Source organism: Acinetobacter sp. KS-LM10 (assembly GCF_036896575.1).
Lineage (GTDB): Bacteria > Pseudomonadota > Gammaproteobacteria > Pseudomonadales > Moraxellaceae > Acinetobacter > Acinetobacter avistercoris.
Genome location: NZ_CP145906.1, coordinates 1,020,589 through 1,045,372, shown reverse-complemented (window position 1 = coordinate 1,045,372; position 24,784 = coordinate 1,020,589). Strand labels below are relative to the sequence as shown.

40 protein-coding genes and 1 tRNA gene are annotated in these 24,784 nt (G+C 38.5%); 1 reads left to right on the top strand and 40 read right to left on the bottom strand.

The genetic code is table 11. From position 1 onward, the window contains the following. Positions 1–76 precede the first annotated feature (76 nt). The 7 genes from V5M36_RS04795 to V5M36_RS04765 all read right to left on the bottom strand — a co-directional run bounded on the left by V5M36_RS04795 (position 77) and on the right by V5M36_RS04765 (position 5,235). A complete protein-coding gene (locus tag V5M36_RS04795) occupies positions 77–868 on the bottom strand; it encodes a hypothetical protein (protein WP_338562574.1) in 792 nt (263 codons plus the stop codon). Continuing rightward, on the bottom strand, positions 865–1,434 hold the full coding sequence (locus V5M36_RS04790; protein WP_338562571.1) for a hypothetical protein: 570 nt from the start codon (positions 1,432–1,434) through the stop codon (positions 865–867). Before V5M36_RS04790 ends, V5M36_RS04795 begins: the two co-directional genes overlap by 4 nt. Before the next feature lie 87 nt (positions 1,435–1,521). Continuing rightward, positions 1,522–3,489, bottom strand: a complete 1,968-nt coding sequence (locus tag V5M36_RS04785; RefSeq protein WP_338562568.1) for an ATP-binding protein — start codon at positions 3,487–3,489, stop codon at positions 1,522–1,524. Positions 3,490–3,597: 108 nt separating this feature from the next. Further along, positions 3,598–3,918, bottom strand: coding sequence for a hypothetical protein (locus V5M36_RS04780; protein WP_338562566.1), 321 nt, complete (start codon positions 3,916–3,918; stop codon positions 3,598–3,600). Next, complete coding sequence (locus tag V5M36_RS04775) at positions 3,915–4,715, bottom strand: phage antirepressor KilAC domain-containing protein (RefSeq protein ID WP_338562565.1); 801 nt, start codon at positions 4,713–4,715, stop codon at positions 3,915–3,917. The genes V5M36_RS04780 and V5M36_RS04775 overlap by 4 nt, the downstream gene beginning before the upstream one ends. Beyond that, on the bottom strand, positions 4,712–5,083 hold the full coding sequence (locus V5M36_RS04770; RefSeq protein ID WP_338562563.1) for a hypothetical protein: 372 nt from the start codon (positions 5,081–5,083) through the stop codon (positions 4,712–4,714). The genes V5M36_RS04775 and V5M36_RS04770 overlap by 4 nt, the downstream gene beginning before the upstream one ends. Continuing rightward, a complete protein-coding gene (locus V5M36_RS04765; RefSeq protein WP_338562561.1) occupies positions 5,080–5,235 on the bottom strand; it encodes a hypothetical protein in 156 nt (51 codons plus the stop codon). The genes V5M36_RS04770 and V5M36_RS04765 overlap by 4 nt, the downstream gene beginning before the upstream one ends. Before the next feature lie 115 nt (positions 5,236–5,350). Between V5M36_RS04765 and V5M36_RS16030 the strand changes: the two genes are divergently transcribed. Next, positions 5,351–5,731 (top strand): Arc family DNA-binding protein, encoded by a 381-nt coding sequence (locus V5M36_RS16030; protein WP_445206307.1) that lies wholly within the window; start codon positions 5,351–5,353, stop codon positions 5,729–5,731. Between the two features lie 7 nt (positions 5,732–5,738). Here V5M36_RS16030 and V5M36_RS04755 read toward each other — a convergent pair whose 3' ends face one another. The 33 genes from V5M36_RS04755 to V5M36_RS04595 form a co-directional block, all read right to left on the bottom strand. Next, the gene (locus tag V5M36_RS04755) at positions 5,739–6,128 is read right to left on the bottom strand and encodes a hypothetical protein (RefSeq protein ID WP_338562559.1); all 390 of its coding nucleotides are present in this window, start codon (positions 6,126–6,128) and stop codon (positions 5,739–5,741) included. A 492-nt stretch (positions 6,129–6,620) separates the two neighbouring features. Then, entirely contained in the window at positions 6,621–7,286 is a 666-nt protein-coding gene (locus V5M36_RS04750; protein ID WP_338562557.1) for a DUF4760 domain-containing protein, read from the bottom strand. A 269-nt stretch (positions 7,287–7,555) separates the two neighbouring features. Further along, positions 7,556–7,693 carry a hypothetical protein gene (locus V5M36_RS04745; protein ID WP_338562555.1) on the bottom strand — a complete coding sequence of 46 codons (138 nt, stop codon included), beginning with the start codon at positions 7,691–7,693 and terminating at the stop codon, positions 7,556–7,558. Continuing rightward, a complete protein-coding gene (locus tag V5M36_RS04740; protein ID WP_338562552.1) occupies positions 7,693–8,205 on the bottom strand; it encodes a phage tail assembly chaperone family protein, TAC in 513 nt (170 codons plus the stop codon). Before V5M36_RS04740 ends, V5M36_RS04745 begins: the two co-directional genes overlap by 1 nt. Further along, positions 8,205–8,678, bottom strand: a complete 474-nt coding sequence (locus V5M36_RS04735; RefSeq protein ID WP_338562550.1) for a phage tail tube protein — start codon at positions 8,676–8,678, stop codon at positions 8,205–8,207. The genes V5M36_RS04740 and V5M36_RS04735 overlap by 1 nt, the downstream gene beginning before the upstream one ends. Positions 8,679–8,778: 100 nt before the next feature. Next, positions 8,779–8,949, bottom strand: coding sequence for a hypothetical protein (locus V5M36_RS04730; RefSeq protein WP_338562548.1), 171 nt, complete (start codon positions 8,947–8,949; stop codon positions 8,779–8,781). A gap of 89 nt (positions 8,950–9,038) precedes the next feature. After that, positions 9,039–9,422: a tail completion protein gp17 gene (gene gp17, locus V5M36_RS04725; protein ID WP_338562546.1), complete on the bottom strand. Its 384-nt coding sequence runs from the start codon at positions 9,420–9,422 to the stop codon at positions 9,039–9,041. Continuing rightward, entirely contained in the window at positions 9,419–9,913 is a 495-nt protein-coding gene (locus V5M36_RS04720; protein WP_338562544.1) for an HK97-gp10 family putative phage morphogenesis protein, read from the bottom strand. The genes gp17 and V5M36_RS04720 overlap by 4 nt, the downstream gene beginning before the upstream one ends. Beyond that, positions 9,895–10,251, bottom strand: coding sequence for a phage head closure protein (locus tag V5M36_RS04715; protein WP_338562542.1), 357 nt, complete (start codon positions 10,249–10,251; stop codon positions 9,895–9,897). Before V5M36_RS04715 ends, V5M36_RS04720 begins: the two co-directional genes overlap by 19 nt. Position 10,252: 1 nt before the next feature. Next, complete coding sequence (locus V5M36_RS04710; protein WP_338562540.1) at positions 10,253–10,699, bottom strand: head-tail connector protein; 447 nt, start codon at positions 10,697–10,699, stop codon at positions 10,253–10,255. 3 nt (positions 10,700–10,702) lie between these two features. After that, positions 10,703–11,113 carry a HeH/LEM domain-containing protein gene (locus tag V5M36_RS04705; protein WP_338562538.1) on the bottom strand — a complete coding sequence of 137 codons (411 nt, stop codon included), beginning with the start codon at positions 11,111–11,113 and terminating at the stop codon, positions 10,703–10,705. 49 nt (positions 11,114–11,162) lie between these two features. Further along, a complete protein-coding gene (locus V5M36_RS04700) occupies positions 11,163–12,344 on the bottom strand; it encodes a phage major capsid protein (protein ID WP_338562536.1) in 1,182 nt (393 codons plus the stop codon). Beyond that, the gene (locus V5M36_RS04695) at positions 12,337–13,221 is read right to left on the bottom strand and encodes a head maturation protease, ClpP-related (protein WP_338562534.1); all 885 of its coding nucleotides are present in this window, start codon (positions 13,219–13,221) and stop codon (positions 12,337–12,339) included. Before V5M36_RS04695 ends, V5M36_RS04700 begins: the two co-directional genes overlap by 8 nt. Before the next feature lie 62 nt (positions 13,222–13,283). After that, positions 13,284–14,504 (bottom strand): phage portal protein, encoded by a 1,221-nt coding sequence (locus tag V5M36_RS04690; RefSeq protein WP_338562531.1) that lies wholly within the window; start codon positions 14,502–14,504, stop codon positions 13,284–13,286. Next, on the bottom strand, positions 14,476–14,661 hold the full coding sequence (locus tag V5M36_RS04685; RefSeq protein WP_338562528.1) for a hypothetical protein: 186 nt from the start codon (positions 14,659–14,661) through the stop codon (positions 14,476–14,478). The genes V5M36_RS04690 and V5M36_RS04685 overlap by 29 nt, the downstream gene beginning before the upstream one ends. A 6-nt stretch (positions 14,662–14,667) precedes the next feature. Next, complete coding sequence (locus tag V5M36_RS04680) at positions 14,668–16,365, bottom strand: terminase large subunit (RefSeq protein ID WP_338562526.1); 1,698 nt, start codon at positions 16,363–16,365, stop codon at positions 14,668–14,670. A 9-nt stretch (positions 16,366–16,374) separates the two neighbouring features. Further along, positions 16,375–16,887: a terminase small subunit gene (locus tag V5M36_RS04675; RefSeq protein WP_338562524.1), complete on the bottom strand. Its 513-nt coding sequence runs from the start codon at positions 16,885–16,887 to the stop codon at positions 16,375–16,377. Between the two features lie 139 nt (positions 16,888–17,026). Continuing rightward, complete coding sequence (locus V5M36_RS04670; RefSeq protein ID WP_338562521.1) at positions 17,027–17,350, bottom strand: HNH endonuclease; 324 nt, start codon at positions 17,348–17,350, stop codon at positions 17,027–17,029. A gap of 227 nt (positions 17,351–17,577) precedes the next feature. Then, positions 17,578–17,820 (bottom strand): hypothetical protein, encoded by a 243-nt coding sequence (locus V5M36_RS04665; RefSeq protein ID WP_338562519.1) that lies wholly within the window; start codon positions 17,818–17,820, stop codon positions 17,578–17,580. A gap of 303 nt (positions 17,821–18,123) precedes the next feature. Next, positions 18,124–18,504: a Gp49 family protein gene (locus V5M36_RS04660; protein WP_338562517.1), complete on the bottom strand. Its 381-nt coding sequence runs from the start codon at positions 18,502–18,504 to the stop codon at positions 18,124–18,126. Between the two features lie 81 nt (positions 18,505–18,585). Further along, the gene (locus V5M36_RS04655; protein ID WP_338562514.1) at positions 18,586–18,858 is read right to left on the bottom strand and encodes a hypothetical protein; all 273 of its coding nucleotides are present in this window, start codon (positions 18,856–18,858) and stop codon (positions 18,586–18,588) included. 414 nt (positions 18,859–19,272) lie between these two features. Beyond that, positions 19,273–19,349: transfer RNA gene (locus V5M36_RS04650), tRNA-Arg, on the bottom strand. 520 nt (positions 19,350–19,869) lie between these two features. Continuing rightward, positions 19,870–20,421, bottom strand: coding sequence for a hypothetical protein (locus tag V5M36_RS04645; protein ID WP_338562512.1), 552 nt, complete (start codon positions 20,419–20,421; stop codon positions 19,870–19,872). A gap of 10 nt (positions 20,422–20,431) precedes the next feature. Beyond that, the gene (locus V5M36_RS04640) at positions 20,432–20,569 is read right to left on the bottom strand and encodes a hypothetical protein (RefSeq protein WP_338562510.1); all 138 of its coding nucleotides are present in this window, start codon (positions 20,567–20,569) and stop codon (positions 20,432–20,434) included. Then, positions 20,569–20,982 (bottom strand): hypothetical protein, encoded by a 414-nt coding sequence (locus tag V5M36_RS04635; protein ID WP_338562508.1) that lies wholly within the window; start codon positions 20,980–20,982, stop codon positions 20,569–20,571. Before V5M36_RS04635 ends, V5M36_RS04640 begins: the two co-directional genes overlap by 1 nt. Then, positions 20,966–21,337 (bottom strand): hypothetical protein, encoded by a 372-nt coding sequence (locus V5M36_RS04630; RefSeq protein ID WP_338562505.1) that lies wholly within the window; start codon positions 21,335–21,337, stop codon positions 20,966–20,968. The genes V5M36_RS04635 and V5M36_RS04630 overlap by 17 nt, the downstream gene beginning before the upstream one ends. Further along, positions 21,330–21,503, bottom strand: a complete 174-nt coding sequence (locus V5M36_RS04625) for a hypothetical protein (protein WP_338562502.1) — start codon at positions 21,501–21,503, stop codon at positions 21,330–21,332. The genes V5M36_RS04630 and V5M36_RS04625 overlap by 8 nt, the downstream gene beginning before the upstream one ends. Continuing rightward, positions 21,496–21,861 (bottom strand): hypothetical protein, encoded by a 366-nt coding sequence (locus V5M36_RS04620; RefSeq protein WP_338562500.1) that lies wholly within the window; start codon positions 21,859–21,861, stop codon positions 21,496–21,498. Before V5M36_RS04620 ends, V5M36_RS04625 begins: the two co-directional genes overlap by 8 nt. Next, the gene (locus tag V5M36_RS04615; RefSeq protein ID WP_338562498.1) at positions 21,858–22,025 is read right to left on the bottom strand and encodes a hypothetical protein; all 168 of its coding nucleotides are present in this window, start codon (positions 22,023–22,025) and stop codon (positions 21,858–21,860) included. Before V5M36_RS04615 ends, V5M36_RS04620 begins: the two co-directional genes overlap by 4 nt. After that, positions 22,022–22,294, bottom strand: coding sequence for a hypothetical protein (locus V5M36_RS04610; protein ID WP_338562496.1), 273 nt, complete (start codon positions 22,292–22,294; stop codon positions 22,022–22,024). The genes V5M36_RS04615 and V5M36_RS04610 overlap by 4 nt, the downstream gene beginning before the upstream one ends. Beyond that, positions 22,291–23,127: a hypothetical protein gene (locus tag V5M36_RS04605; protein WP_338562494.1), complete on the bottom strand. Its 837-nt coding sequence runs from the start codon at positions 23,125–23,127 to the stop codon at positions 22,291–22,293. The genes V5M36_RS04610 and V5M36_RS04605 overlap by 4 nt, the downstream gene beginning before the upstream one ends. Further along, positions 23,124–23,870, bottom strand: a complete 747-nt coding sequence (locus V5M36_RS04600) for an ATP-binding protein (protein WP_338562492.1) — start codon at positions 23,868–23,870, stop codon at positions 23,124–23,126. The genes V5M36_RS04605 and V5M36_RS04600 overlap by 4 nt, the downstream gene beginning before the upstream one ends. Continuing rightward, positions 23,867–24,754 carry a hypothetical protein gene (locus V5M36_RS04595; protein ID WP_338562490.1) on the bottom strand — a complete coding sequence of 296 codons (888 nt, stop codon included), beginning with the start codon at positions 24,752–24,754 and terminating at the stop codon, positions 23,867–23,869. Before V5M36_RS04595 ends, V5M36_RS04600 begins: the two co-directional genes overlap by 4 nt. Positions 24,755–24,784: the final 30 nt, after the last annotated feature.

Below are 24,784 nucleotides of genomic sequence, written 5' to 3'. Positions count from 1 at the left end.
GCGCTGAATTTTGGGTGTAAAAAAACCGCCTAGTGGCGGTTCTAATTCGGTTTACTTAATAGCTTAAACTTATCGTTTATAATTTATTCCACTCGCAAGAATTAGACTGACCTCTCATTCCTTTTCTTAATTCAGCCACATTGAAATCCTGCATAGAAAAACCACCACTCGATGTCTGAAATGATATTTGTATCGTTTCAGAGTTTTTTAATGAGCTTAAAAGGTGTGCATCCTCTCCAAAACTCTGATATCCACGATTATTGTCTTCCACTTCTACAAGAATCATATTTTGCTTATCAGCCACAATAGAAACTGTATTATTCATTTTATATGAAATCGTATTCATAGAATAAAGATTAAATACTGTTGATTTGCCCTTACAATGAATTTGAAGTACAGGATATATATATTCACCATCTCCAATAACCAAACTGGAAGGTGTTGCGGTTGCAAAATTCTGTCCAAAATTATATTTAGCTTTACTGTATACAGGATCGGGAAGTTTAAAATTAGGGATTAATAAAACATCCTCTTTATTAAACTTAAATTTAGTCCCACATGTTTCTTTCCATATTTTTTGAAATTGACCATTGCTTGTGTTAGCTTCATTTTCGAAAATAACATCTTTAGAATTCAAAACGCTAAATTTTTTAAATTCTCCATATCCACCCATTTTGTTTTTTGAATTAACTTCCCCGCAAAAGCCGACTTGATTTTTAAATTGCGCTGATTGTGGGTCATTAAGTTTATTTTTAACAATTTTTTGAACACTACCTAGGCCTATCCCATTTAATCTTTTGTCTTTTTCTTGCTCGCTCTCACACCCAACCAAAGCAATAGCTAAAACCAAAAATACTAATTTCTTCATATCAGGTCACTCACATTATTGATGCCTAATTTTACTCCATAACTACCTTCATCATCACTGTTATACCAACCACCATCAATTACAGCAGCAACTACCTTATTAATTTTTCTACCCACCAACTTCTGCGCATCTTCTCTTGATAAATAACCGACCAACAATCCATTAATTTCTACTTTAATGGCATTTTTATCAAATTTATTTGTTGGCTCTGAGGTTACTTTTGCACTGCATTGATAGAATTTTGATTGCTCCTCTTTTGGGCCTGCTATTTTTTTTAAGTTACTTTGGTACGAGCCCTCACCAACAATTTCAAATGGGTAATTCTCAAAGTCATAATCTAGCTGGTAGACTTTTTCAGCGATAAGCTCGCTAGCCATCTTCCTTCTATTACTCCCAAGTGGGATTAATGGTGGAGGTGATAAATATCTTCCAGATGGCTCATCTTGGCTTCTTTTTTGTTGTGTCTTAAGAAACTCTTGATTTTTATTCCCCACTGGAGCGTTAGCATTTCTTACTAAGACAATCACACCAACAACCATCACAATAATTATTAATATAAGCCACATACCACACCCCAAATATTGTTATTCAGGACAAGATACTAATTTACCGAACAAAAAGAAACCTCCCGAAGGGCGGTTTCTTAGCTAATCTTAATTTATGGAATCAATGCCATCTACATAATTAGGAAACTTTTCCTTCAAATGACCAAAGCTATCTGAAGATGCTACCTTGTACTGCAACTTTTCTTGAAAAAATTGTAGTTTAGATTTGCACTCATCAAAAATTTCAGCCCATGTTTTCGCTAGTATTTCGTAAGTATCTTTTTTGGCAATTACGCCATTCTCGATATCATCGAAATAACTTTCTAATTTCATGTCTCTTTCAGAGCTAATTGCTATAAATGTCCATTTTGCTTTAGTCATGCTAAACCTAGAGTCATTTCTGATAGCGTCTGCATATTGAATAGTTTGAATTACCTCATTTAAACCTATTTTAACTTTAGGTCTTTTTAATTCAATAATTAGATGATGAGCTGTATTGGGTTTATTGTTTCGTGTGGTTCTTGAAAGCATTAAATCAACAATTCCTCTACTTTTAGTAGGGTGATTAACAGGCTCCAGAATATCTACTTCCTCGCCAATCAGTTTTTTGTGTTTCTTTAAGCATTCAGTAAGCGATTGATCATCCACTGAAATAAAGTACTCATCACCAAAAACCCAACAATGCTCTGCTAAAAGCCTGTGTAATTGACTTCGCTCTTTTAACTTCTCTTTTCCTTCTTTACTGTTGATTATATTTTCAAGTCCCTCAATAAATTTGATGCGGTCGGAAACCACCTTGGAGGCACTGATAATAGATGAAAGTGAAATATCGTTGAGTAACTTAGCCAAATCATCTTGTTCTTCAGACCTCAAATTTAACACCTCCTCGATAATCGTCTGCAAACTCTCCGGATTAGTTTCCAAAGCCTGCCTCAATAGCCTGAACTGAAATTTTTTATTTTTTGGACTTGTTTTTTCAAACTTTTCTATATTAGAGGTAACAGCAGAAGCGACCACATTAAATACTTCCCTTTCTACTTTTTCAACAATATTTTCTATTCCGTCATAATAAGGATAGATACCGTCTTTCTTCCATTGAGCAACCAATTCATCAGCTTTCTTTGCTTCAATCTCTCTGAAATGTTTCTGTATTAAAGACTTGGCAAGTAAAATATTTTCCTTAACTGACCCATTCATGGCCGCTAAATCAATTTGATGGGTATTTAGCATTGCCACAACAGCTTCACTTTCGATATATGCAGTGTATTTTTTAGATGGATAACGCCACCCCATATCTAACATTAAATAAGGGATTCCATTGTTAGCACTCAAATAGGTGGCTGGCTTATGTTTAGAGCTATCCCATTCTGTCAATCTTAAACTAGAAGTATATTTTTTACCCTCAAAGTCTATAAAGCTCAAAGAGTACTCACTAACTCCTAAAATTATTTTAGTAGGATCTAATTTTACATCCTTAATATAAATGCCTACATCTTTGTAATCGTGCAGATATAACGCAAATGTCTCAAGAAGTTTGGACATTGCCGCTTCTGATAATTCTTCTTTATCTTTATGAATATCATATATACATACGGTTATTCCTGTTTTTAGTACTTCTTCCTGTTTAATTGGTTCGGAGATTTTTACCGCAGATGGATTGTTGAAATTCATTCTTACTTTGTATGTAAAGTATTCTTTACTCGCATCATCAAGATATGTGATATTCCAATCAACCGTAGCCCCAATTGATAAAGACTTCAAACGACCCTTGCCTTCTTTCCCGTGTAAAAATCGTCCATACTTCTCTGTCTTAATTTTATTCTTTTTTAACGAACCGCCTAAATTTTTAAAAATATCTTTGGCGTTATTAAAATGAATGCCCTCTCCATCATCTATAATTTGAATACTTGCTAAAGAACCCAAACCGTTTCCCTTAAAAACCACTCTTACATTTAATGCATCTGCGTCTAAAGCATTCCAAATAAGCTCAATTAATGCATCAACTAATGTGGTTTTACCTAATTTGCTGATGAGATCATTTTGTATCGTTAGTTTTACTGAATGCTTAAAATCCATTTAATTCACGCCAAGATAAATTGATTAACTCTATTTAGAAGTATAGTTTATCTGAGTGATCGAATTACAATTTTAATTAGAAAACCGCCTAAAGGCGGTTTTCATTATTTAAGCTAGAATAAAAGCAATCACAATCAGCATCACAGCCAACGCATAACAACTATATTTCCACATATAAATTGTTCTTGTTGCATTGGTCATAATTCTATCGTACTCGCTAATTTTTTCACTGGTCATTTCGAGAGTTTTGGTTCCTAACCGCAAAGCATCTTCAAGCATTTTAATATCCTGCTTTAAGGACTTTTTCTCTTTCCAGTTTAAAATCAGCATTTCTCGGTCTGATAAAATTCGATACTTAATATCTTCAAGAAGTTCCTCACGAGACATTTTGTGAAAATCTTCATCTAATTCAAATTCAGTATCGGTCATTTCGATTCACCTTGTACTTTAGCTAACCTCGCCAGTCCTTTGGGTGTAACTCTCACTTGCTCAGTGATTTTAGTTGTTCCATCGCTTCGTGTGATTTCAGTGACTTTGTGTTCTAAATAACCGCTTTGTACCCGTTCCGAGTATCCCAACCAATGGCTTGAGCCAGCTCGTTTATAAATCCACTTTTCAGACTGTAGCTTTGCAATAAAATCCTTAGGTCTCATTTGTAAAGCTTTTGCCGTATCGGTTAAACATAAACTACCATCTGCCTTGGCAATTCGATCAAGAGCTTCAACATCGAGACTCATTTCTTCAACTTGCGCTTCGAGAACAGTAACTTTTTCAGAATAACCAAGTAAAAGTCCACGCAATACATTTGGATCGGATAGAGCTTTCATCGGATCAAAGTTTTGAAGAAGCTCTTTGGCTTTGAAGTATGAATCTTCTAATTGCTCAAATACATTCCATGCTTGATCGGTGCTCAGCATTTTTGCATGTCTGGCTGCACCTTTCTCTGTCCACAAAATTATATTTCTAGCATTTTTACTAATTTGAGCTGAACCGATATTATCGGTGCAGTCCTTAAAACTCTTTAATTCAACACCCTCAAGCTTAAAGTAGTGCTTACCCACCTCAAAGCGATCTAAATGATTTGAGAAGTTATCAGTTATATTTCTAGGTTGCGTACCATAAAATTCTGCAAGCTGAGCTGTAGTTAAAACAGGAACAGATTTGTACTCAGTCACAATTGTTTGAACACCAGCAACAGTCACACTGTTATTTAATTTTGCGTTCATGCTGCCAACTCCTCTGCAAAAGTGGACACCAGTTGTGGTGAACACTCTTTGAAAAAATCAAACTCTTCAGAACATTCATCACTAAAATTATTCGCAAGACTTGATGCCAAGCGAGCCAATGTTTGAGCTACTGAATAATCTTCTGACTTTTCAGCAATTACACCTGTTAAAGCTTGAAGCTCATTAAATGCAATGTTTGCTACACTCACAAACCCAAGCAAACGTCTTAATTGATGTTCACTTACTTGAACTTGCTTCCCTTGAGAAAATTGGGTAATATTTGTCATGTTATTTACATCCTGTGTGATGACATCAATCAAGCCCGTCCCGTCCAAGTTCTGGGCTTTTTTGTTGTCTGTGATAATCATGCTTTCGCACTCTTGTGTTTTTCTACCAATAATTTGACCGCTTCATTCATAAGATAAACAATTGATCTTTTATCTTCCTTTGCAATCACCTTAAGTTCTTTATGCAGATCACTATCCAAACGACCTTTCACATAAACAAATTCTTCTTTCATAGCCCCTCCTTTGAATGCCACACTCTGTGGCGTTTAATAACTATAGCCACACTTTGTGGTAATGTAAATACCTATCGTAAAATATTTACCACAATTTGTGGCATTGAGGTTTTGAATGAGTAATCAAACTGATCACACTATAGTTCGATTGCGTGTACCGCCCGAACTAAAACAAAAAATAGAGAAGTCTGCCGAAGAAAGTAATCGCTCTCAAAGTGCGGAAATGGTTGCTCGTCTTGAGCAAAGCTTTATTGAGACTAAATACTCGCCTGAAGATTTGAAAATGGCTGTAAGAGGGTATTTAACTGGTTACTATGCAGGGAGTGCTGGTGCTTATAAATCTAGAATTGATGCTTTTGTGGCTGAGCATGGAGAAAAGCCTAAAAATCCAAGTGATCAATTATTTCTTCAGGTTTTAAAAATTTTACATTCTCACTATCAAAATCAATTAGATGAGGATTTTCCAGGTATATTGAATGATAAAAAAGCACCCTAGGGTGCTTTTATTTATTCCATTTTGGCAGCTGCCTATACTTCCTCAAATATTTTTCATCATGTCGATTTGAAACATCCAAGTAAAAAAACAAAGCAAGAGATAACGGAACAATAAATCGCCCCCATACGAACCAACTTACATTTTCTGCAATGAAGCTTTGAAATAGATAATTTCCGAAAAAATTAAAACCATGCGCCAATTCTAAAATAGGCATATATAAAATCGCGACCAGAATCACCAACCCTAAATAAAATAATGATAGGTATTTAAGCTTTGGAAATTCTCTAAAAGCATAATTTACCTTAGTTAATCTAAACTCCAACCACTCGGGCATGGCAACCTCATAACTTACGTATATATTTATATTTATACAATAAAACGCTGTATTTTCAAGCATTAAAAAACCACTCTTTAAAGTGGCTTTGTAAATCACATCACATTGACATCTGTCCGAGTTGATAAAGGAAAATCATAAATATTAAACCTGAGCTTGAAATTTTAATTGCATCGACTGCGTTCATTTTCCTTCTCCTTGATTTTATTTGTTCATTATTTATACACTCTGTATGAGAGCGTTGTAAATAACAATATATTACAAGGAGTAACAAAATCTTATTTAGGTTAAGTCATAAAAAAACCTCCAAAGGGAGGTTATAAGTTATACAGATATATTATATTAAATCGGAATAGTTGTAATAGTTCTTTGTAGGTGGGAAAAAATCATCATTCCAGAAATTAAAAATGTCAGAGCAATCGTTGTAGAGTTAAATATTGGCATTTATTCGCTTATCATCTATATAGCCTTACACAATACTTAATTAATGTTACAAAAGCAAACAACTTATTATTTTTAAATAATTTTTATATTAAAAAACCACCTGATGGTGGCTCATTTAATATCTTCTGATTTAAGAGGATTTGCTTTCCATCTAATAGCTAGTGATTCAAAGTCTTTAAACAAGGTGTCTTTTTTTGCAAATTCTCGCAATTGGGATACGGATGGATTTACTACTCCCCAAAACTTAAGCATCGTTGAGCAATACATACGCTTAAAAAGATCTTCATCAAATAAACCCTTATTAATTCCTATGGCATAAAACTCATATCTATTTAAAACTTTAAGTAAATGCGCTCTAACCTCAGCCTCATCTTTGGCAAGATTGTGGTGCTCCTCACAAAACAAATGTGCTAGATCCCTACTTCCAATCCTTCCATTCTTGCTGTAATAGTCTTTTGGATCTTCATTGAACATCAAAACAAGATTCTTTGAATGCGCTAGATTGTCGTCCTTATTATCATCTAAAATTGTATCAAGAGTCGCCCTCTCTCGTGAGGTTGCCCTTGAAGAGTGAATGGTTGAATAGGCAATATATGCTGAAGCAGCAAAAACCAAAAGCTGTGAAAATATCAACCAATCTGGAATTTTCCAATCATTTAGATTTAGAAAAGTAGAAATATGGCCCGAAACTAAGCTTATAGATATTAAAAAAGCAGATAACGCCAATAGGAACGTTAATCTGCTTTTGATATTCTGGTGAGTTGGAGAATTAACCATCCCATCCCTCAAATGCACAAGTATTAGATGACATAGCTTTATCTTTATTAACGTTATTCATGAACTTAGCCATAAACGCCTCCAAATAATAGTGACAAAAATACCCTCTGATATTCAACCAGGGGGTTTATTTGGCTATGTTATTCGATTGCGCATAATGGGTCAATACGGTAAAGATTAGTATTTGTCAATATTTGTGACCCAACGAGTACGTTAAATGTTGTCGCGCAGCATCATCTATTTGCTACTTATCAATAAATTAAACCAACCTAAGCTGATTTCTTTTTTTCAATCTGCATCATGCGCTCTTCTTCATAAGTGAGAATCTTGCGATCTTCGTGAGGCATAAAGATCAAATCCTCAACATGATGTTCTTTTTTGGTCTTAGAGTTGATGTATAGTGCCATCAATCGTCCGACGGCTTGCTCGACTCTTCGACCTGTGTTGAGGCTTCCGCGTCTGTAGGTGTATTCACGCCAGTATTGGATTTCTTTGAACGAGAGGTTCTTTTTGACTTCTTCAATGGAGTTCCCACCGATTCCATTAAGGGCGAGTTCTGCGAAGAATTCATTTTCTCTGAATTCGTCTTCTTCAACTTTCCCCCGATATTATTCACTTCAATGATTTTAGCCCATAGCGCTTCGATCAACTCTTCTGAGAAGTTTGCGCGTACTTCGTCTTCAGTAAATAAGAGCTTACCCTTTTCATCACACACACAGCTTGCGATCGTACCCGCTAAAGCCTCTTTGTTTTGGCCTACAGCACTCCAACGTGCGACCACCGTGGCATAACTAAATGGCTTAACATGAGTATCAAATTCACACTCATCTTCACCAAGCGTAATCGGCACAGAAATAGCAACTGGAGTGCCAATTAAGGCACCCGATTGGATTTCCGCAATAGAAATCTTCTTTTTCATTATGCACCCACCCTGAATACTTCAAGAACTTCAGTGCGACGCTTAAACGGAATGCTATGTCGATTAAGCGCATCGATTGCTACAGTTACAGGGTTTTTACGCAGTTGTGCGATAGCACTTGACCATGTGCGAGTTGGTGGCAACGTCACCACATCACCTGTTAGTGTTGGCTCACCCACACCATCAGACCAACCCATGTAAATTTCAACACGCTCTTTGTCTTGGGCTAAGCTAAGCAGCATTATGTGTGTATCATTTTCAGGGTCGGTATCGATTGCAGTGCTGCCTTCGCCCGGTGTTACAGATGTATATGTCGAGGTTTTAACGGGAGAGTCATCATCAAGACAGGTATCATCGGTTTCACCCATGCTGTCATCACCCCAAGTGAACTCTTTAATGCAGTCCATCTTTGTTAAAACCAATGGAGTGCCATGAGCAATCCAAACCTGTGAACCTTTTGATAGAACGCCCATGAGTAGCTACTCCTTATTTTAGGCATAAAAAAAGCACCCGATTGGGTGCTATGTGGATAATTTTCTTAATTCAAAACAGTTGATAATGTAGGTTGACTAATTAACCAAAAATACTTTTATAAGCAAAGCCAAGAGCACTAATTAATGCCGAAGTACCAAAGAGAATTGCTGCTATTTTTGCTGCATTAGCGAGTGTTAATCCCGCTTTATCTGCGCCTAGTTCACTCATTTTTCCATCTACCTTTACTTGGTGTTTGGGGTTATAATTCATTTATCGTTTACTTCCTTCCCTTCTAAGGTTGTGGACAACAAAAAAGCCCATCGACTGTGAATCGTGGGCTTTTTGCTTTTTATGTGAGTTTATCGATCAACAAACCAATTGCAGTCAAAACCTGTTCGATAAAGCTTTGTATCAGGCTCTCGACTATTACCGCGCAAATCAGTCACAGTACATGAGTTATCAATCTCCAATGCTCGTCTTGCCACATTTTTAATTGCGAACAAGTCATCAGGTGTATCAGCGTAAATATCAATTTGAATCGTGATGTGATCAGTGACTGCGGGACAATCAATATGATTCTGTGGTGTGCCAGTAATGTCTTGCCATACCAAGTATGGTTTGATTGGTGCATCATCCGCCAAACCAAACTCATAAGCTCTTAATTCTAAAAATGGTGTTGTTGTTTGGAGATAAAGCTTTAACTCTTCACTTGCATAAAGTAGCTCAAAAATAGGTGCTGTCATAAAGCCCCCAGTGCTTTAGTAATTTCAGTGTCAAAGACTTGAACGAATTTAGCTGTGATTTGATTAATATTTTTTGACAAAGCGGGTCGGATAAATGGCGTAGCTGGATGTCTTGATGTGCCAAACTCAATGAATCGCCAGTAGAAAACTTTTCCTTCCATTTGGTAAGACTTGCCTGTTCTGCCTTTTCGACGATTATCATCGTTATTAGTGTATGGAACTCTGGCACCACCTCTCACACCTACTTTGATCACAATCTCATTCGAGTTTCGACTCTTACCACCAATAACAGTGACTTCTTTGTGAATTTTTTCAGGTGTTCGCGGATCATCAAGTGCTTTTGCTGCTGCTCTAGCGCTATCTCTCGCAATATTCATAGCTTGACGTGCTGCTTTTCGAGCCATTGATTTAGCTTTTTTGGGGTTTGCAAGCTGTTCAATTTTGCGCTGAAATTGCTCCATACCTTGTACATTTAAGTTGACTGAGTCCATGATGATTCACCTTGACCTAAATTTATCGTGAGCCACTCCAAACCACTCTCGTTATCTGGCATAGGATCACCATCAATTTTCCAATAATTGCCACGGAACAGAACGCGCATAGTCGAATTAATCTGAATGGCTTTAGAGCTGTACCGAATTTTACAACGCGCTGTCATGCTTGAATTGATCGCTTGGGCTTGAAGTTGATCTTTTGTAGATAAACCTTCGTGCTTACCCCATACCGTCGCAAATTCAGCCCATGTTTTAGTGATTCGTCCTGTTTTTGGATCTTGAACAGAGATGTATTGTTCGATGCGGATGCGGTGAGATAGTTTGCCTGATTGCACATTACACCCCTAAATTTATTCGAAATGGCTGAATTGCATTTTTAGCTGCTTGAGGTAAATCACCTATATCTTCACGGAATTCATAGAGGTACCCAAAGGTTAAAAGTATTCCTGCCCGAATGTGGGGGTTGAGAACAACTCCATTTACAATCATGAGGATTTTTTGATTAAGTTCACATTGTTTTTGAGCAGCTGTATTTTTGTGATTATCTGAATCAATCTCAAAAATTAACGCAAGGTTTTCGATCTCATTTTTAGCGTTAAATTGAATATCTTGAATTTTATTAAAATCACTCTCTAAAGATGCTTGATCACTGTAAATATTTCGCCCTATGTAGTGCGCAACCATTGATTCCGATGCTTCAAGCTTTTCTTGAATATCTTCATCTTCATCGTCGTGATCAATTTTCTGATGCAGTTTAGCTTCGTCAATGGTCAGCACAGACATAAATTACTCCAAGGGTATTAACGCTAACAAATCTTCTTTTTTAGAATTCTGTTTAAATTCAATATTCTTTTCGGTAAGAATGGTCTTTAGCTCATCATTACTCAGCTTTGATAAATCCTCAGCAATTGACTTAACTGCGTCTTCATTAATCTTAGTCTGTGCTTCAAGATCAGCGATACGCGCCATCATATCCTCAGGACTGTTTTTAAATGCATCAAATGCCGCTTGAAGTGCTTCATGCTCTATTAATGGAACAAATTCTGATAAATCATCAGTGTTTCTGGGTTGTTCTAAAAAATCCGCCTGCTTTAAAGCGACAAGTTGTTTAGCAATACTTTCTTTCGCTTCAAACTCATCACCAGGCTTTAAAACAACACCGCCAAAATCATATGTTTTAAGTGCTTTCAATTTCATACAGCTCTCCAAAAATAAAGGGTGCATAACGCACCCATTATTATTCTAATTAAGGTGTTGGTGTGAATGAACCAGTTACAAATGCTTCAGGGCGATAAACAGCAAGCGCCAAACGCTCTTCCGCACGAATTGAGATCATATTTTGTTCGAAGTTTTTATCGTTTTCTGTTGAAATTAGAACTTCAATGTCCATGCGATCAAAGATTTGAGCTCCCATGCTGAACGCACCAGTTAGGAATGTATCTACAGCCATTGCTTGTGTTTCAACAGTTGGAAGATTCCATAAAGTTGGTGCATTGCCATTAATAGGATTACCAATGATGTAACGACCTTCATTATCTTTGGTAAGTTGAATACCTGCCCAATCAATTGGATTTAAAACAATCCCTGTTGAAGGTAGTTCTGCCAATACTGCTTGCAACAAGGCATAACGAATACGATCAATCGAGGTCGCATTTCCAATTTTGACTAATGTTTCATCGAAACTCTGTGCTTGAGGAATAATTCCGTGAAGATTCTGACCAGCACCATTTCCCAATAACAACTGACGCTCTTCTGCAAGTTGCAAACCATATCGTGCACGCGCATCAATATATGACTGTAATGCAGGCGCATCATCCATTATTTGTCGAGATGCTTTAAATAAATGGGCAATGGTTCGAACATTCGCAGTGATGTTATCAAACTGAATGTCTGAATAAGGCTTAGCTGTATTTTCAGCAACAGTCGTTGCATTATTGGTAAAACCTGATTCAACGGTGTATTCAATTGCATTTGAATTGGTCTGCCCACCAGCAATTAAATCACGCACTGTCATTCGCTGAAAAATTGGAGCAATGATCCCCTGATTATCCGCAGTAACTGCTGGACCACCTGCTGTCAAAATTGCTTGACGAGGCATAGCAATCCGCATATTGCCTTTAAAGGTTGAACTTGCGTTATTTTTAAAGTCATCGCTTTCAATCACTCGCTGACCAACAGTTTTTCGTTCAGCTTGAGATGGTGTGTTTGGACGATCTAAACTTTGCTGTAATTCTTTGATTGAAGCATTCAATTCGTTGTATTTACTTAACGCTTCATCGGCCTTTTGCTTAGTTTCTGTATTTGCATCACCGAATTGCTTGACCTGTTTTTCAACATTTTCAGCGTATTGTTTTACATCATCACCAACTTTTTTAAGGTCGGTTTGAACTTGTTTATACTCATTTTCGAGTTTTACTGTATCAGTCATTGTTTAAAATACCTTTTAAAGATTGAGAAAGTTTTGAAGCCGAACCATCGGCAAATGAAACTGAGCTAGCGTTTGGCGTAGCTTTTGAAGTAGCGCTAGGCGTACTTGGAGTGACAGCGTCATGCGTGTCGGCTTTAATTGCTTGAAATAACTTTCTTCGTTCTTGACGAGGAATGTTTTGTTTCGCGAGTATTTGGTCTAATTTTCGAATTGCGGCTTGTGCTGGGGGATCTTCTGTTACTTCTACTTGGTCAGCAGGAAGATAATCATCAGCAAAACCTTTTTCGATTGCTTGAGATCCTGAAAGCCATGTTTCAACATCCATTATTTTTGCAATTTCTTTTTGTTCTAAGCCTGATCGAGTTCGGTAAATATCATTAGCCGAATCATCAAATACTGCTAAGTAATCAGCGGTTTCTCGCATGTCGTGTTGGTTGCCCATTGCGTATGACCAACAGTTATGAATCATGATGAAACCTGCACGAGCAATTTGAATTTCATCACCAGCCATTGCAATTACTGAAGCAGCACTTGCTGCCACACCTAAAACTCGAACTGTGACTTTACCTTTGTGTGCACGAAGAAGGTTGTAAATTGCTAGTCCTTCAAATACGTCACCGCCCGGGGAGTTGATATTGACGACCACGTCTTGATCTTCACCGATATATCGCAATGCTGAAGCAATTCGATTCGCTGTGACACCACCTTCGGTCCACCAGTCATAGCCAATTTCTTCATATATTGAAATTGTGTTATCACTCTCAGAAGAAGCTTTAATATTTGATTGCCATTTATTCAGCACAGAATCAGGCAAATCAAATCGAACATTTGGTTTATTGTGAGCCTTGGGTGCCAATGGCATAGTTAATCTTGTCATTTGATTTACCTTTTAAATGGCAATAAAAAGCACCCATTAGGGTGCGAATATTTAGATTTCAATTAATCACTACTAGCATCATCAATTGGAATATTTTGTGATTGAACCGTGAGTTCCGCGGCCACTCCGCCAAACTTCGGCAAGTTTTCTTTTTCACGTACTTCGTCGCGTGTATAAATGCCGTTATTTACCATTTTGGAGTAAAAGTCAGCCCTGCTTTTTGAGTCCGCACGTAGTAAGTTTTCAATGTTGAACTCAACATAGTATTTGGTGCGTTCTGCAGGTGTGAGCAATGTTTTATTCATTGATTGCTCAATTAATACCAACCAAGGCCTTAAAGTGAATTGAAGGAAACCAATCATTTCCTGTTCCATCCCACTTCCCCATTTAGTTTGACCTTTACCTGCATAACCGATCATCCAACCGGGTACGCGAAACCAACGGCAAATAGTTTCGACACCAAAATTTCTTGATTCTAATAATTGGGCATCAGCTGGATTTATTCCGATCATTTGAGGTGTTACACCTTGTTCTAAAACTGGTGATGTGCCTGCATTCATAGCTCCTGAAATCTGCTTAACATACCCCCTAAAGGCTTCACGCTGAGCATCATTCATTACACGATCAACTTTAAAGGCTACAGTTGGAAGTAACCCATTTTTAAAAGTTCCATTTGCAGCGTTATCTGCTGACATTGCTGATCCGAATGTATTTGCTCCATAACGTATTGGTGATAAGCCTATTCGCCCATCAAGAGAAAATGCAGGTATATGTAAAATCTCCTTATTGCCAATATCGAATTGTCTTCCATCTCGATCAGTATATTTATAGAGAAGCTCTTCGCGATCACCCCAACTTAATGAAGTTCTTGTTGGTAGCATAAAGTTTAAACTTGATATTTCATTTTTATTGTTACGCTTAATTTGTGTATAACCATTGCCCTGTAAGAGTAATGATGCAGCTAATGCTTGAGTAAAATTCACAGATGTCATATGTATATTGGGTTGGTATCTTAATACACTAAACAACGGATGATCTTTAGCAGGCTTTCTACTTCCGTCCTCTTGTCGTTCATACAACACTAAAGGCAATGTAGAAATTGTTTCAGATATGAGCCGAACACAAGCCCATACAGCATCAAGTTTTAATGCTTTTTCAACGCTAACAGATTCACCACTATTAGACATCGAACTGAAGAAATTAGATAAAGCTCCATCAGTTAACTTAATTGATTGTTTTGGACTTACAACTGCATCATTTAGGGTTTGAAGAAACGTTTTCATCTACTAATCCTTTTTTTAAAAATGCAGCAAAACCAAATAAAACAAACGCTATAACCAATAGCATCCACCCCAAGCCTAGTAATAGATAAACACCGATTCCTAAACAAACTGCTCCGCTCAAAAGCAGCAGCAAGTAAACAATTACTGCTGTATTCATAATGCCTCACATAAATATTGGATTCGTTAGTGCATGTAAAAACTGCTCGTCAGTCATTTGCCCTTGATTTGACTCAGGATTCATGCTCATCAATGCCACAGCATTAAACGTGGCAATCAATGGATCAATCTTGCCAACGCCTGATTCTTGCTTTGAAATCATCATGCCGTTACCTTTCACGACAGCTCTGGCATTACCTGCGCACCACGTCATTAAGCCTTGCCCTGCATGGTACAAATTGCCTTCTGCGAGTTTCCGCTCAGTGGTCATGATGTAGCCCATCAATTTAAAACCTTGCTGAACCGCCAGCATTTTTTCTTGTGGAATATCAGCAGCAAGCAAGCCATCAAGCAAACCACCAAGACCCAATGGATCTAGTCCGATTTTGTCCAACTTGCCTGAGTCAAAGCACTTCTTGGCAATTGCGGCAAGTTGGTCGATATCTTCACCGACTCGCTTAACAATGGTTAGGCTGCCTTCAGCTTCATAATCTTTATATTTGGGCGCATTCTCTTTGCGTCGCTCTACAGCGACTGAGTTGCACCATGCATGATTCCATAACCACCATTTACGGCTCTTGTTGTGACGACCAAGCACAGCAAAACCGAGCAAGTCATCAAGACCACCACCATCAATTCCAAGCGTGATTACGTCTGATTGCTCAATGAGTTTATCGAGTGTGAATTTCTTAGATTGTTGCAACCAAAACTCAGCGCCTGCCCAACGGTTTGCACGCAGGTTCATGCCGATTTCAATATTTAATCGCTTGGCTAAAAAGTCTCTTAAGTCTTCTTCACTCGAATCTTTCGATTGCTCAAAGTCATCATTAAGCTGCTCAGGGTCAACAGATGTGCCGTAGTTTGGGTTAGGAATATGGAAGTTTTCAGGCTTTAAATGGTCGCCATCTTCAACCATCTGTTTTGGAAATTCATAAATCAGAGGTAAGAACTTTTTATTGCTTTTGTTCCCGTCTCGAATGTCGCGTGCATAATCCAATTTTTGCTTGAATACACCGCATGGCGTTTCGCTTGCCTGTGTAGTCAGGTAAATAACACAGCCTTCTTTTCGACTTGCTAAACCACCAGTGGCTTCACGAAACATCGAAGCTGCACCAGCATTCTTCTGAAATAAATGAAGCTCATCAATTAGGATCCATGAAGCCTTTTTACCACCAACCGTATTCGATTCAGCAGCAACCACTTTCAAAGTGGCATTTGTCTGCAAATGAGTCACAGTTTTAGTGTGCTCAGATATATTCATTAAAGCTTTTAGCTCTGGATCTGCATTGATTGCTTCACGAATCGGCACAAAGCTATTATCTGCAACCTCTTTTGTCGGTGCCAAAATAATGAGTTCAGCCGATTGACGATCATTCATAATCAATGCGGTGAGCATGATGAATGCAGCCAGTGTTGATTTAGAGTTTTTCTTCGGAATCAATAAAAAGAATTCAGTGATTAATCGTCGACTCTGTTCTTCATCGTATGCCCCGAAGATTGCAGAAACGAATTCAAATACCCATGGCTTAGTGATTTCACCCATGGTCGGCTGATCCATCACATCTGCAACGATCAAGCTTTTGAACACATCGAGAGCCATATCCGCTTCATCTTGAAACAGTGGCTCACATGGAATGAGTGATTGACCCTTAACTATTCGCTTCTCCCAATCGGGACAGCTTGTGCTCCAATTGAGAGAGGACATAATTCAACCTTAACTATAAGTTTTACGTGCTGCACGAGTTGCAAACTTACTTGCACCTTGAGCAATGTTTCGAGCTTCATCCGCTCGAGTTTCTTTTTTACCTTTTTCAGATACCTTGCCGTGAACATAAGGAAGTGCTGCACGAGCACATGCAATTCTTAATTCTTCATCTTGACCTTCATCTGTCCATACAGATTTGAGATATTCAAGCGGGTCTTCTTTTGAACCAATTGGAATTTCATCATGGCCAACAAACTCACCAGATGCTTCTTCATATTCAGGCTCGATTTTCACTGCCTGAACCACCTTTGGTAAAGATGCACTTTTTGGTTCAGAATTTTCACTTGCACTTTTGCTTTTAAGCTTATTAATGTACTCAATAACATCGGGATCTTTAGACAACATCGAGCCTTTTGTCGACGCTGATTTTTCGCTGTAACCCGCATGAATAGCGGCATCACGGTTGCTCATACCGTCAAGAACAGCCTGAGCAAATGCTTTACTTTTTGCTGTTAAAGCCACTCTTAACTCCTTGCACTTTTAGATGCACTTTTGCTGAAAAGGGAAATTTTTTTATACGTGTGATGGAGGGTGGTCTAGAAAGACAAGGCCTTCCAAACTTTTTACTCCCCCCGCCCATCTGCACCAAATTTGTGCAAAATTATTGATTTTCTTCACGTTGTTTTACGGATGAATGGCACGATTGGCATAGCGATTGATGGTTCTCAGTCTTCCAGAACAATGTCTGGTTGCCTTTGTGTGGCTCAATGTGATCGACAACAGTTGCCTCGGTCACGCGACCATCACGCTCACAGTAAATGCACAACGGATTTGAACGCAAAAAACTGAGTCGATACTTCTGCCACTTGTAGCCATAGCCACGCTGTGTTGATGACTTGCCATCACGCCATGAGTCACTTACCTGTCTAACTTCTGGCTTAGGTGTGATCGTCTGAAGTCTTGTTTGTAGTCGCTGTAGTTTCATTACGAATCTTCCCAAATAACTCCAGAACCTGTTGACTGGTAATTATTGTCCGAACAGTTACATCAACCGTCCACATATCACCATGGTTTCCATTAAGCGATAAGTCCTGAACATCACCAAGATACATACCGTTATTAAGGCGAACTCGTGTGCCTCGTGCACTAACCCGATGATCACCTGTCACTTCAATGCCGGCGACCTGCAGCCGCGTATCCTTATATTCCATTTCACCCATCCAAATACCCAGACTTAGATTCATCACCACCATCCAGATCCAAATGCTCTAACAACTCATTGATCTGGGCGTTCTGCTCGTTGGTGATCTGAATCAGCTGACTGTTCTGACTGATCACTTGATTGTTTTGACTTGATAGTGTGTTTAGATTTTTTAGCAGCTGATTGTTTTGCTTCAACAGGCTTGCCACTAAGTCGATCAATACACAATCGGATACTTTCTTTTGAATTGTCATAATGTCTTTTCACCCACTGTCGTCTTTGTTCACACGATGCACATGCCATATCAACCTCGGTTCTGCTTCAACTGCCATTCAATATTTGATATTTGCTGAACTGTCTTTTTACGCTCAGCAAAACAAGACTGCTCAAACTGAAACGTAGAGTTCAAATGGTTGTAATTATCCAAGCACTCTAAATTTTGTCTGAGCTTTTTAAGATTCTTCTTCGCTTCTATTGTGTCCACACTCAACACCTCAAAAAGAAAAACCTCTCAACATTTCTGCGAGAGGTTTTGACAAAGGAAACGTAGCGAAAGGTTATTTATATTGGTGAAGCTTTTCTTTCAGCAGATAACCTTCAAGCATCCAAATTTTATTGTATGCATTGTCATAAGCAATCTTACGACCAATTTCAGGATCGAAATTTTCAGGGCTTGCACACGCCGATTCACCTGTAACAGTGAAGCCATTTTTAAGGATGATCACGCAGAATGTGAGTAAATCAAGCTCTGATGGTGGATGAACAATACGATCATCTTCAGGTAATGCATTGAACTCATCCGAAGCAACCAATGCACCTGCATAACCATCACCAGCCGTGAAGTAATGTGCACCAACGATAAGTGAATCAATGTGATCTTTAGTCACACGTGGCGCTACTGCTTTTTCTTGAAGTTCTTGCTCTGTTACTTTACTCATCTTCACTTTCCTTCCGATAATAAAAACCCCACCGATTGGTGAGGTCTAAGTCTGAAATTTGTAGTTTTAAAGGTTTCGAAATCAAACATTCAATTTACGATCTAGCCATCTTAGAAAAGAATCCTTGTCCATAAAATCAGGTGCAAATCTAATTACAATTTCTTTAACCTTTTCAAAATTACCTATAATAGTAACTGGCTCAATAAACTTAAATTCAGATGATGGTCCATTATGGAGCTCCCTTAAGAAATCAGTAACCATAATATGATTTGTTTTTTTTATAAAATCAGGTCTAGCTTTAACAAATTCATAAATTTGTTCTATTAAAAAATAAGGAATTTCCGAGGAACTCATAATAAGGTTTTATGTTGCTATAAATACAATCACCAACCATAACATTAAATTATTTTTAATAAAAACATTAGCTTAATGAATGTTTAAAATCCAACCTAATCTGGTGTAATTCCACCATATTAGAATTTATTTAATACGATCTCCATGCCCGCTATAAGTTACTTTTTTACATTTTATGCATTGCCACTCAGTCACAGCATCAAAATGATAAATTTGCTCCCCTTGAAGCGTTCGCGCCTTTTCATATTTATGCTGACAAAAAATAGACTTAATTATTTCTAGAAGCATACAACCCCTCCATGAGCAACCCCACTCCATCTTCCATATAAATCAAACAGTTATCACTGGCAAAATGTAACAATAAAATTAAAATCACTATGCAAATTTAGTGTAGCAGGCTAATGAGATTTAATATGGCACGCCATGTAGGATTCGAACCTACGACAATTGGATTAGAACTCCAGTGCTCTATCCATCTGAGCTAATGGCGCATAAAAAAAGCCTGCGTCTTGGGGAGATGCAGGCTGAAACTGGATAACCAGTCAAACTTGAATGTTGCTATGTCTACCATTTTAGTTGGTTTAATTGTTCAACTAATTGGCAATAGATTTCAAATATGATAAATAAACATAAAATTACAATCTGGGTGGCGGTAATTACATTAAACCACTAAGAATAAGGGTTACCGCCATAAAAAAAGCCCCCATTTTGGAGTAAATGCGGGCTTCACTGAATTCGATATTATATTTATCTGTTGATTTATAAACATTATATTAACAAATATGCATTTAATAATCTATTGCAATATCTTTCAAATAAAATCATTAGACAAAAAAATACCTGTCGGTGGTTCAGACAGGTAATAAACTTTGAATTCTGTAAGCCCACATTTCTGTGAGCTAAAAAAAATACCCGCATGAGGAACAGGTAATAAACTTTAAACTATTTGGTCAAACCGTAATACGACCAGTATATAAAAACTATACCCTAGTTTCCGAAATAATGGAATCCTTATGCTTTAAGTTCTTTGTAAGTATCTTTTTTATACTTTTCAACTGCATCTGAAGCACATTTAATCGCGGTCTCCAAAGCAATCACCATCATGTTTTCATACTGCTTCCAAGTCTTCCGATACTGATCCACAGTCATTTGAATTGGTCGAACACCCATATAACTCAATCGACCCTTTGCGGTGTAGTCATCCTCCAGCTCAGGATTCATCGAGAAATCAATCACCATCCGAGCGACAAGCCATGACAAGTGATAAATCGCAATATGCTCAGGCTCTCGCTTCTTATCCTGAACAGCCCCACTCATCATAATTTTAGCCAAGTGATTACGAATATATTCATAATCTGACTTAGCTGTTTCGCCATAAATAATCAGCGATGCAACAGACTTCTCTAACTGCGTATCCATGCTTGCAATAGCGCCCAAACGATCTTGATAGTCCAATGGCTTTGCTCCTGTGCTATGCCCTTCATCACCGAACTGTGGTGACTTTGCTGTAATGCCTTTCGTCAACCACTCGAATTGTTCAAATTTTTCCGCTACTGCATTCATCCCTTTCCCCTTAAATCTTCTCTAATGCCACTGCACAGGCATAACAACCAACTGTGATTATCGCCAAGGCAATGTTGCACCCTGTTGATTTTTCCTTACCACCACTAAACGCTGCTAAAGTTCCTACGATTAAAAATAGTGTCAGCATCACTTCATCCCCCAAATCAACATCCCAGCATCTCGAACTTCTGAATTTGTTCGACCCAAATAGCCAGTAATTCGCTTAAATTCTTCCGCATTCTTCTTCGTTCGTGTCGGTCTAACTTCAACCACGTTCAAATTGAAACTCTTTGCCATTTCTACAAGCAATTTACCTGTTGCGTGGTTCTCACCCACGTTTTTAGCAATTCGCTCTCCTACGCTCTTACGTTGACCAATTCGACCATGCATATTTGATTTAGAATTCAACCAACCTGCTTCGATGACTACTTTTTTAATCTGATCTTGCTGAGTGCGGAATAGCTCCACAGTTTCAGCGAACGTCAAAGTTTTAAGTTCTAGGGAATCGCCGAGAATGGCGACCCCCGATTTGATAAGGTCAGGATCAATCCCGATGATCATTGACACCTCGCTTTAACACTGTTAAGCACCGACGCAAAGCGAACATGCGCTCACTTTTGCCTTGCTTCAATGCAAAATCTTTTTCACGCTCAAGCGTAGCTATCAGGCTTGAGTGCAAAGCATCAACTTGATTACTCTTCACTCTAGTTTTGTCGAGTTCGCTTTTAAGATGCTCAATTTCAACTAAAGCCTGCTCAAGTGTTAATTCTTTAACCTCAAAACAAGCACCGTCGGCATGGCAACGACCATCAGCACCGCAATATGGATTGCCTGTTTTGCAAGCCATGACCGCATTGGCCCACGTCTTACTTACAGAGCTGTTTAGGTCAGCTTCACAAGGGATATGTTTATTCATGCTCACCTCGCTCAATCACATCAACCTCAACGATCTTGTAAATCTTGCCTTTGATTTCTACCAAATCACCTTTTTCAGCTCGTTTAGACCATTGTTTATAATTGCTTGCAAAGCCCCAAATGAAGCAGCACAAGCACAGAAATAGGAGCATCCAAATGTTATTCATGCTCACCTCGCAGGGCTTTTTCTAACTCATCAATCAAATACTCAGTGCAAACCCGATAGCCTTTGTCGTACAAGTCCATCTCAACGTAACCAACCATTGATTCTTTTGAATCAGATAGAATTTGTTTAACGCTTTTCTCCAACCCCGCCTTTTCCGCTTTGAGCTGATCGATTTCGGATTGACGAGCGTTCCAACATGCTTCCCAGACATCAAACTCTTTCTCAAAACAACTAAAAGTTGCATATCTTTTGTTGAAACATTCTTCATGACGATCAAACTGTTGTTTGAGTTCTTCGTAATCAAGATTTAGTAATTTCGCTTGATGACGTTCAAACAGTTCACGAATTAACTCACTCATCTTCCGCACTCCACAAAACTTTTCTCAAACTCAGCCTGATTGCGCTCATCTTCCATTTGCTGAAGAGCTTCTTCCCATTGCGCCTGTAATTCTTCTTCATCTTCATAGTGAGCAAGGGTGCCGTTTAGCTTGTCACGCAAGTCTTTTAAGTAATGAGTTGTCATACCTTGCGCTCCTTCAACTGATCCGTTTTAACCACGCCATTTTTTACAGCCCAAGCCACACACGTCTTACATCTACAACTGTGCTTAACATATTGAGTGTTTGTACCGTGCTTAGCTTTATAGACTTGAGGAACAACATCCTTAATCTCCCCACCACGCTTCAAAAACTTCTCCATTTCCACATCAAGCTCAGCACGTAATTTCCGTTTATCTTGAATGTATTTAGCTGATGTACCGCAGTTCAAAAATTCTTGTTTTGATAGGTTCATACAGCCTCCGCAAACTTAACAACTTTCCAGTCGTTATCTTCTTTCGCAATCTGACAAGAGAATGAGCAATCAATGTCCGGCTCATCTTTGTAACGCCCAACTTTCGGATCTAGCTCATCAAGAAAGATTGGGCCCTTATCATTTTTCAGTACTGAATGCCCGACATCGCGCTCAACCTTTGCCATTTTTTTAAAGGTCTCAGGAAAATCTTTACGGATCTTGTTCCAGTAACCTGCACCACCTTTGACACATCCGATGCAGTTATTATTTAAATAACCAAGCTTGTACATCATTGGAATTTCAATCCCTGCGTCTTGGAGCATTGCAAGACAATCAGCTTTTGAAAGATCAGACTCAATCAATGGGAAATCCACATTCAAGCCCGGGTTTCTTTCTTCAAAATCTTGCGCACGATTAATTTCAGTAATGTCATAGCCGAATACATGCAAATCACCATATTTCTGAAACGAACCTCGTGGAATTCGCTTTAACTGGGTAGTGCAAGGTGCCCCGTTAATACCCTTCAAATATCCCTTTTTAAATACTTCAAAGATTGAGTTTTTACCCTTTGAGTATTTGGGGTTGTAAAGCTTAATAATCTCTTGACCAAACCACTGCTGGCACTCATGGAAAAAGCGCTCATTGTCTGCGTGCTCTTCAATAATTGGGCTGTTTGCAATCACAAGTTCAACACCGGGATAGAGTTTTGATGCCTGCTGAATCATGATTTTTGTCGCAACAGCTGAAGCAGCACCACAACTAAACCAACAGATAATTCGTTTGATTTTTTGACCCACCCAATCCGCAGTCTTATTATCGTTTTCGTCTTTCATGCCACTGCTCCAATACGTTGATCCGCCCAATTACACTCAACCAATGTCAACCCATCGTGTTGAAAGCGTGACCACAAACGATCCCCTAAATCCTTTTCAAGCTCACCGACAGTCAAATTCGAAATCAACATCGTTGGCTTGTTCTCGTCATAACGTGCGTATAAAACTTTGTGGACCAACTGCAATCTGTTTTCATGACGGTCATGCAATCCGTACTCATCAAGAATCAATAAGTCCAAATCCGTATAGCGATAGATCGCACTGGTTTCGCTGTCATCGGCTTTTGTCCAAGCATTGGCAATCTCATTAGCCATGCTCTCAGAAGTGGCGTAGCGAGCGTATTTGCGTTTATTCAGGACGTTCAATGCCACAGCGCAAGCAAGATGGGTTTTACCTGTACCTGTGCGACCAACCATGATCAGGTTGCGATTTTTGTTATTCAGAAAGTCTTTGGCAAATGATGCGCATTGAGCTTTTGCATTTTGCTGACCATCGTTTTGCACCTGGTAATTACCGAATCCACTGTTTGCATGTCGGCTTGGTAATTTCGCACCTGCAAAGTGTTTTTCACGGACCATGGTATTCACAGCGTGTGCATGTTCTTTTTGACCACGGTTCAAGGCTTCAAGTGAGCAATCTTTGCAAAATACTCGTCCGCCCATTTTTGACATTTGGGTTTGATGTGTTGAGCAAAACTCTGTTGCTTGTTGAATATTAAAATTCGAGAGTGCATTTGCGTTCATAGCAGATCTCCACAATCAATATCGCTTGCAGGTGCATATTGCTGTTCAGCGCCCCATGCATCGTTTACGTTGCGGTTGGGTATTACAGGTTTTGCCTTGCTGACTCTCTGCGACTTCTCAAACTCTTGAGTAATCCAGGAAACAAACTTTCGTGTTTTTTGGTTTTCAGTAAGTGTGATCTTGTCTTCCCAGTGAGCATTGAAGTTGCCAAGGTGGAATTCAAAATCAACCATTCCTAAAATTTCAGATACTCGTTGAGAATGTTTTGTGGTTTTCAGAATTGAACTCAGAAGATCAAGGTTTGGTTTCCAAGATTCGTCTTGAGTTTTTTGAGGCGGATTCTGTTGTGTGTGTGTTTCTTTAAAAGATTTCTTTAAAGATTTCTTTTGTGTGTCTACTACGTGAACTAGTTGCGGTCTACCTACTAGACTAGACTGGTCTACTACGTGAACTAGTTCAGTAGGTGAACTAGTCTTCTTTGTGTACTGCTTACCAACTAATGAAACCTCATTAATTTGGTATTTATTCCCTTTCTTGCTGGTGGTTAAAACAGTGATAACACCATGGTTAATTAACTCCTTAAGACCTTTAGCTATGGATGCTCTAGCTACAGTTCTAGCACCTTCAAGCTGGCTATTGCCTTGTAGCTGGCTATAGCTGACAAAATCAGAATCCTTTTGAAATCCATTGATTTTATTCTCAAGCTCAAAATAAACATGACGAGCAGCATCACTAAGAAATGGATAAACTTCTTTTCTGTACAATTGACTTGATTGAACATAGCCTTGAGAGAATTTCTCCAACATTGCTTGTCGCTCTTTTTTTGGGAATTGAACCACCTCTCCTTGCGAATCAATGGGTTCATGTGCTAAATTTGATTTCATATTCAATGCCTTCTAAAGTTTTGAATTACT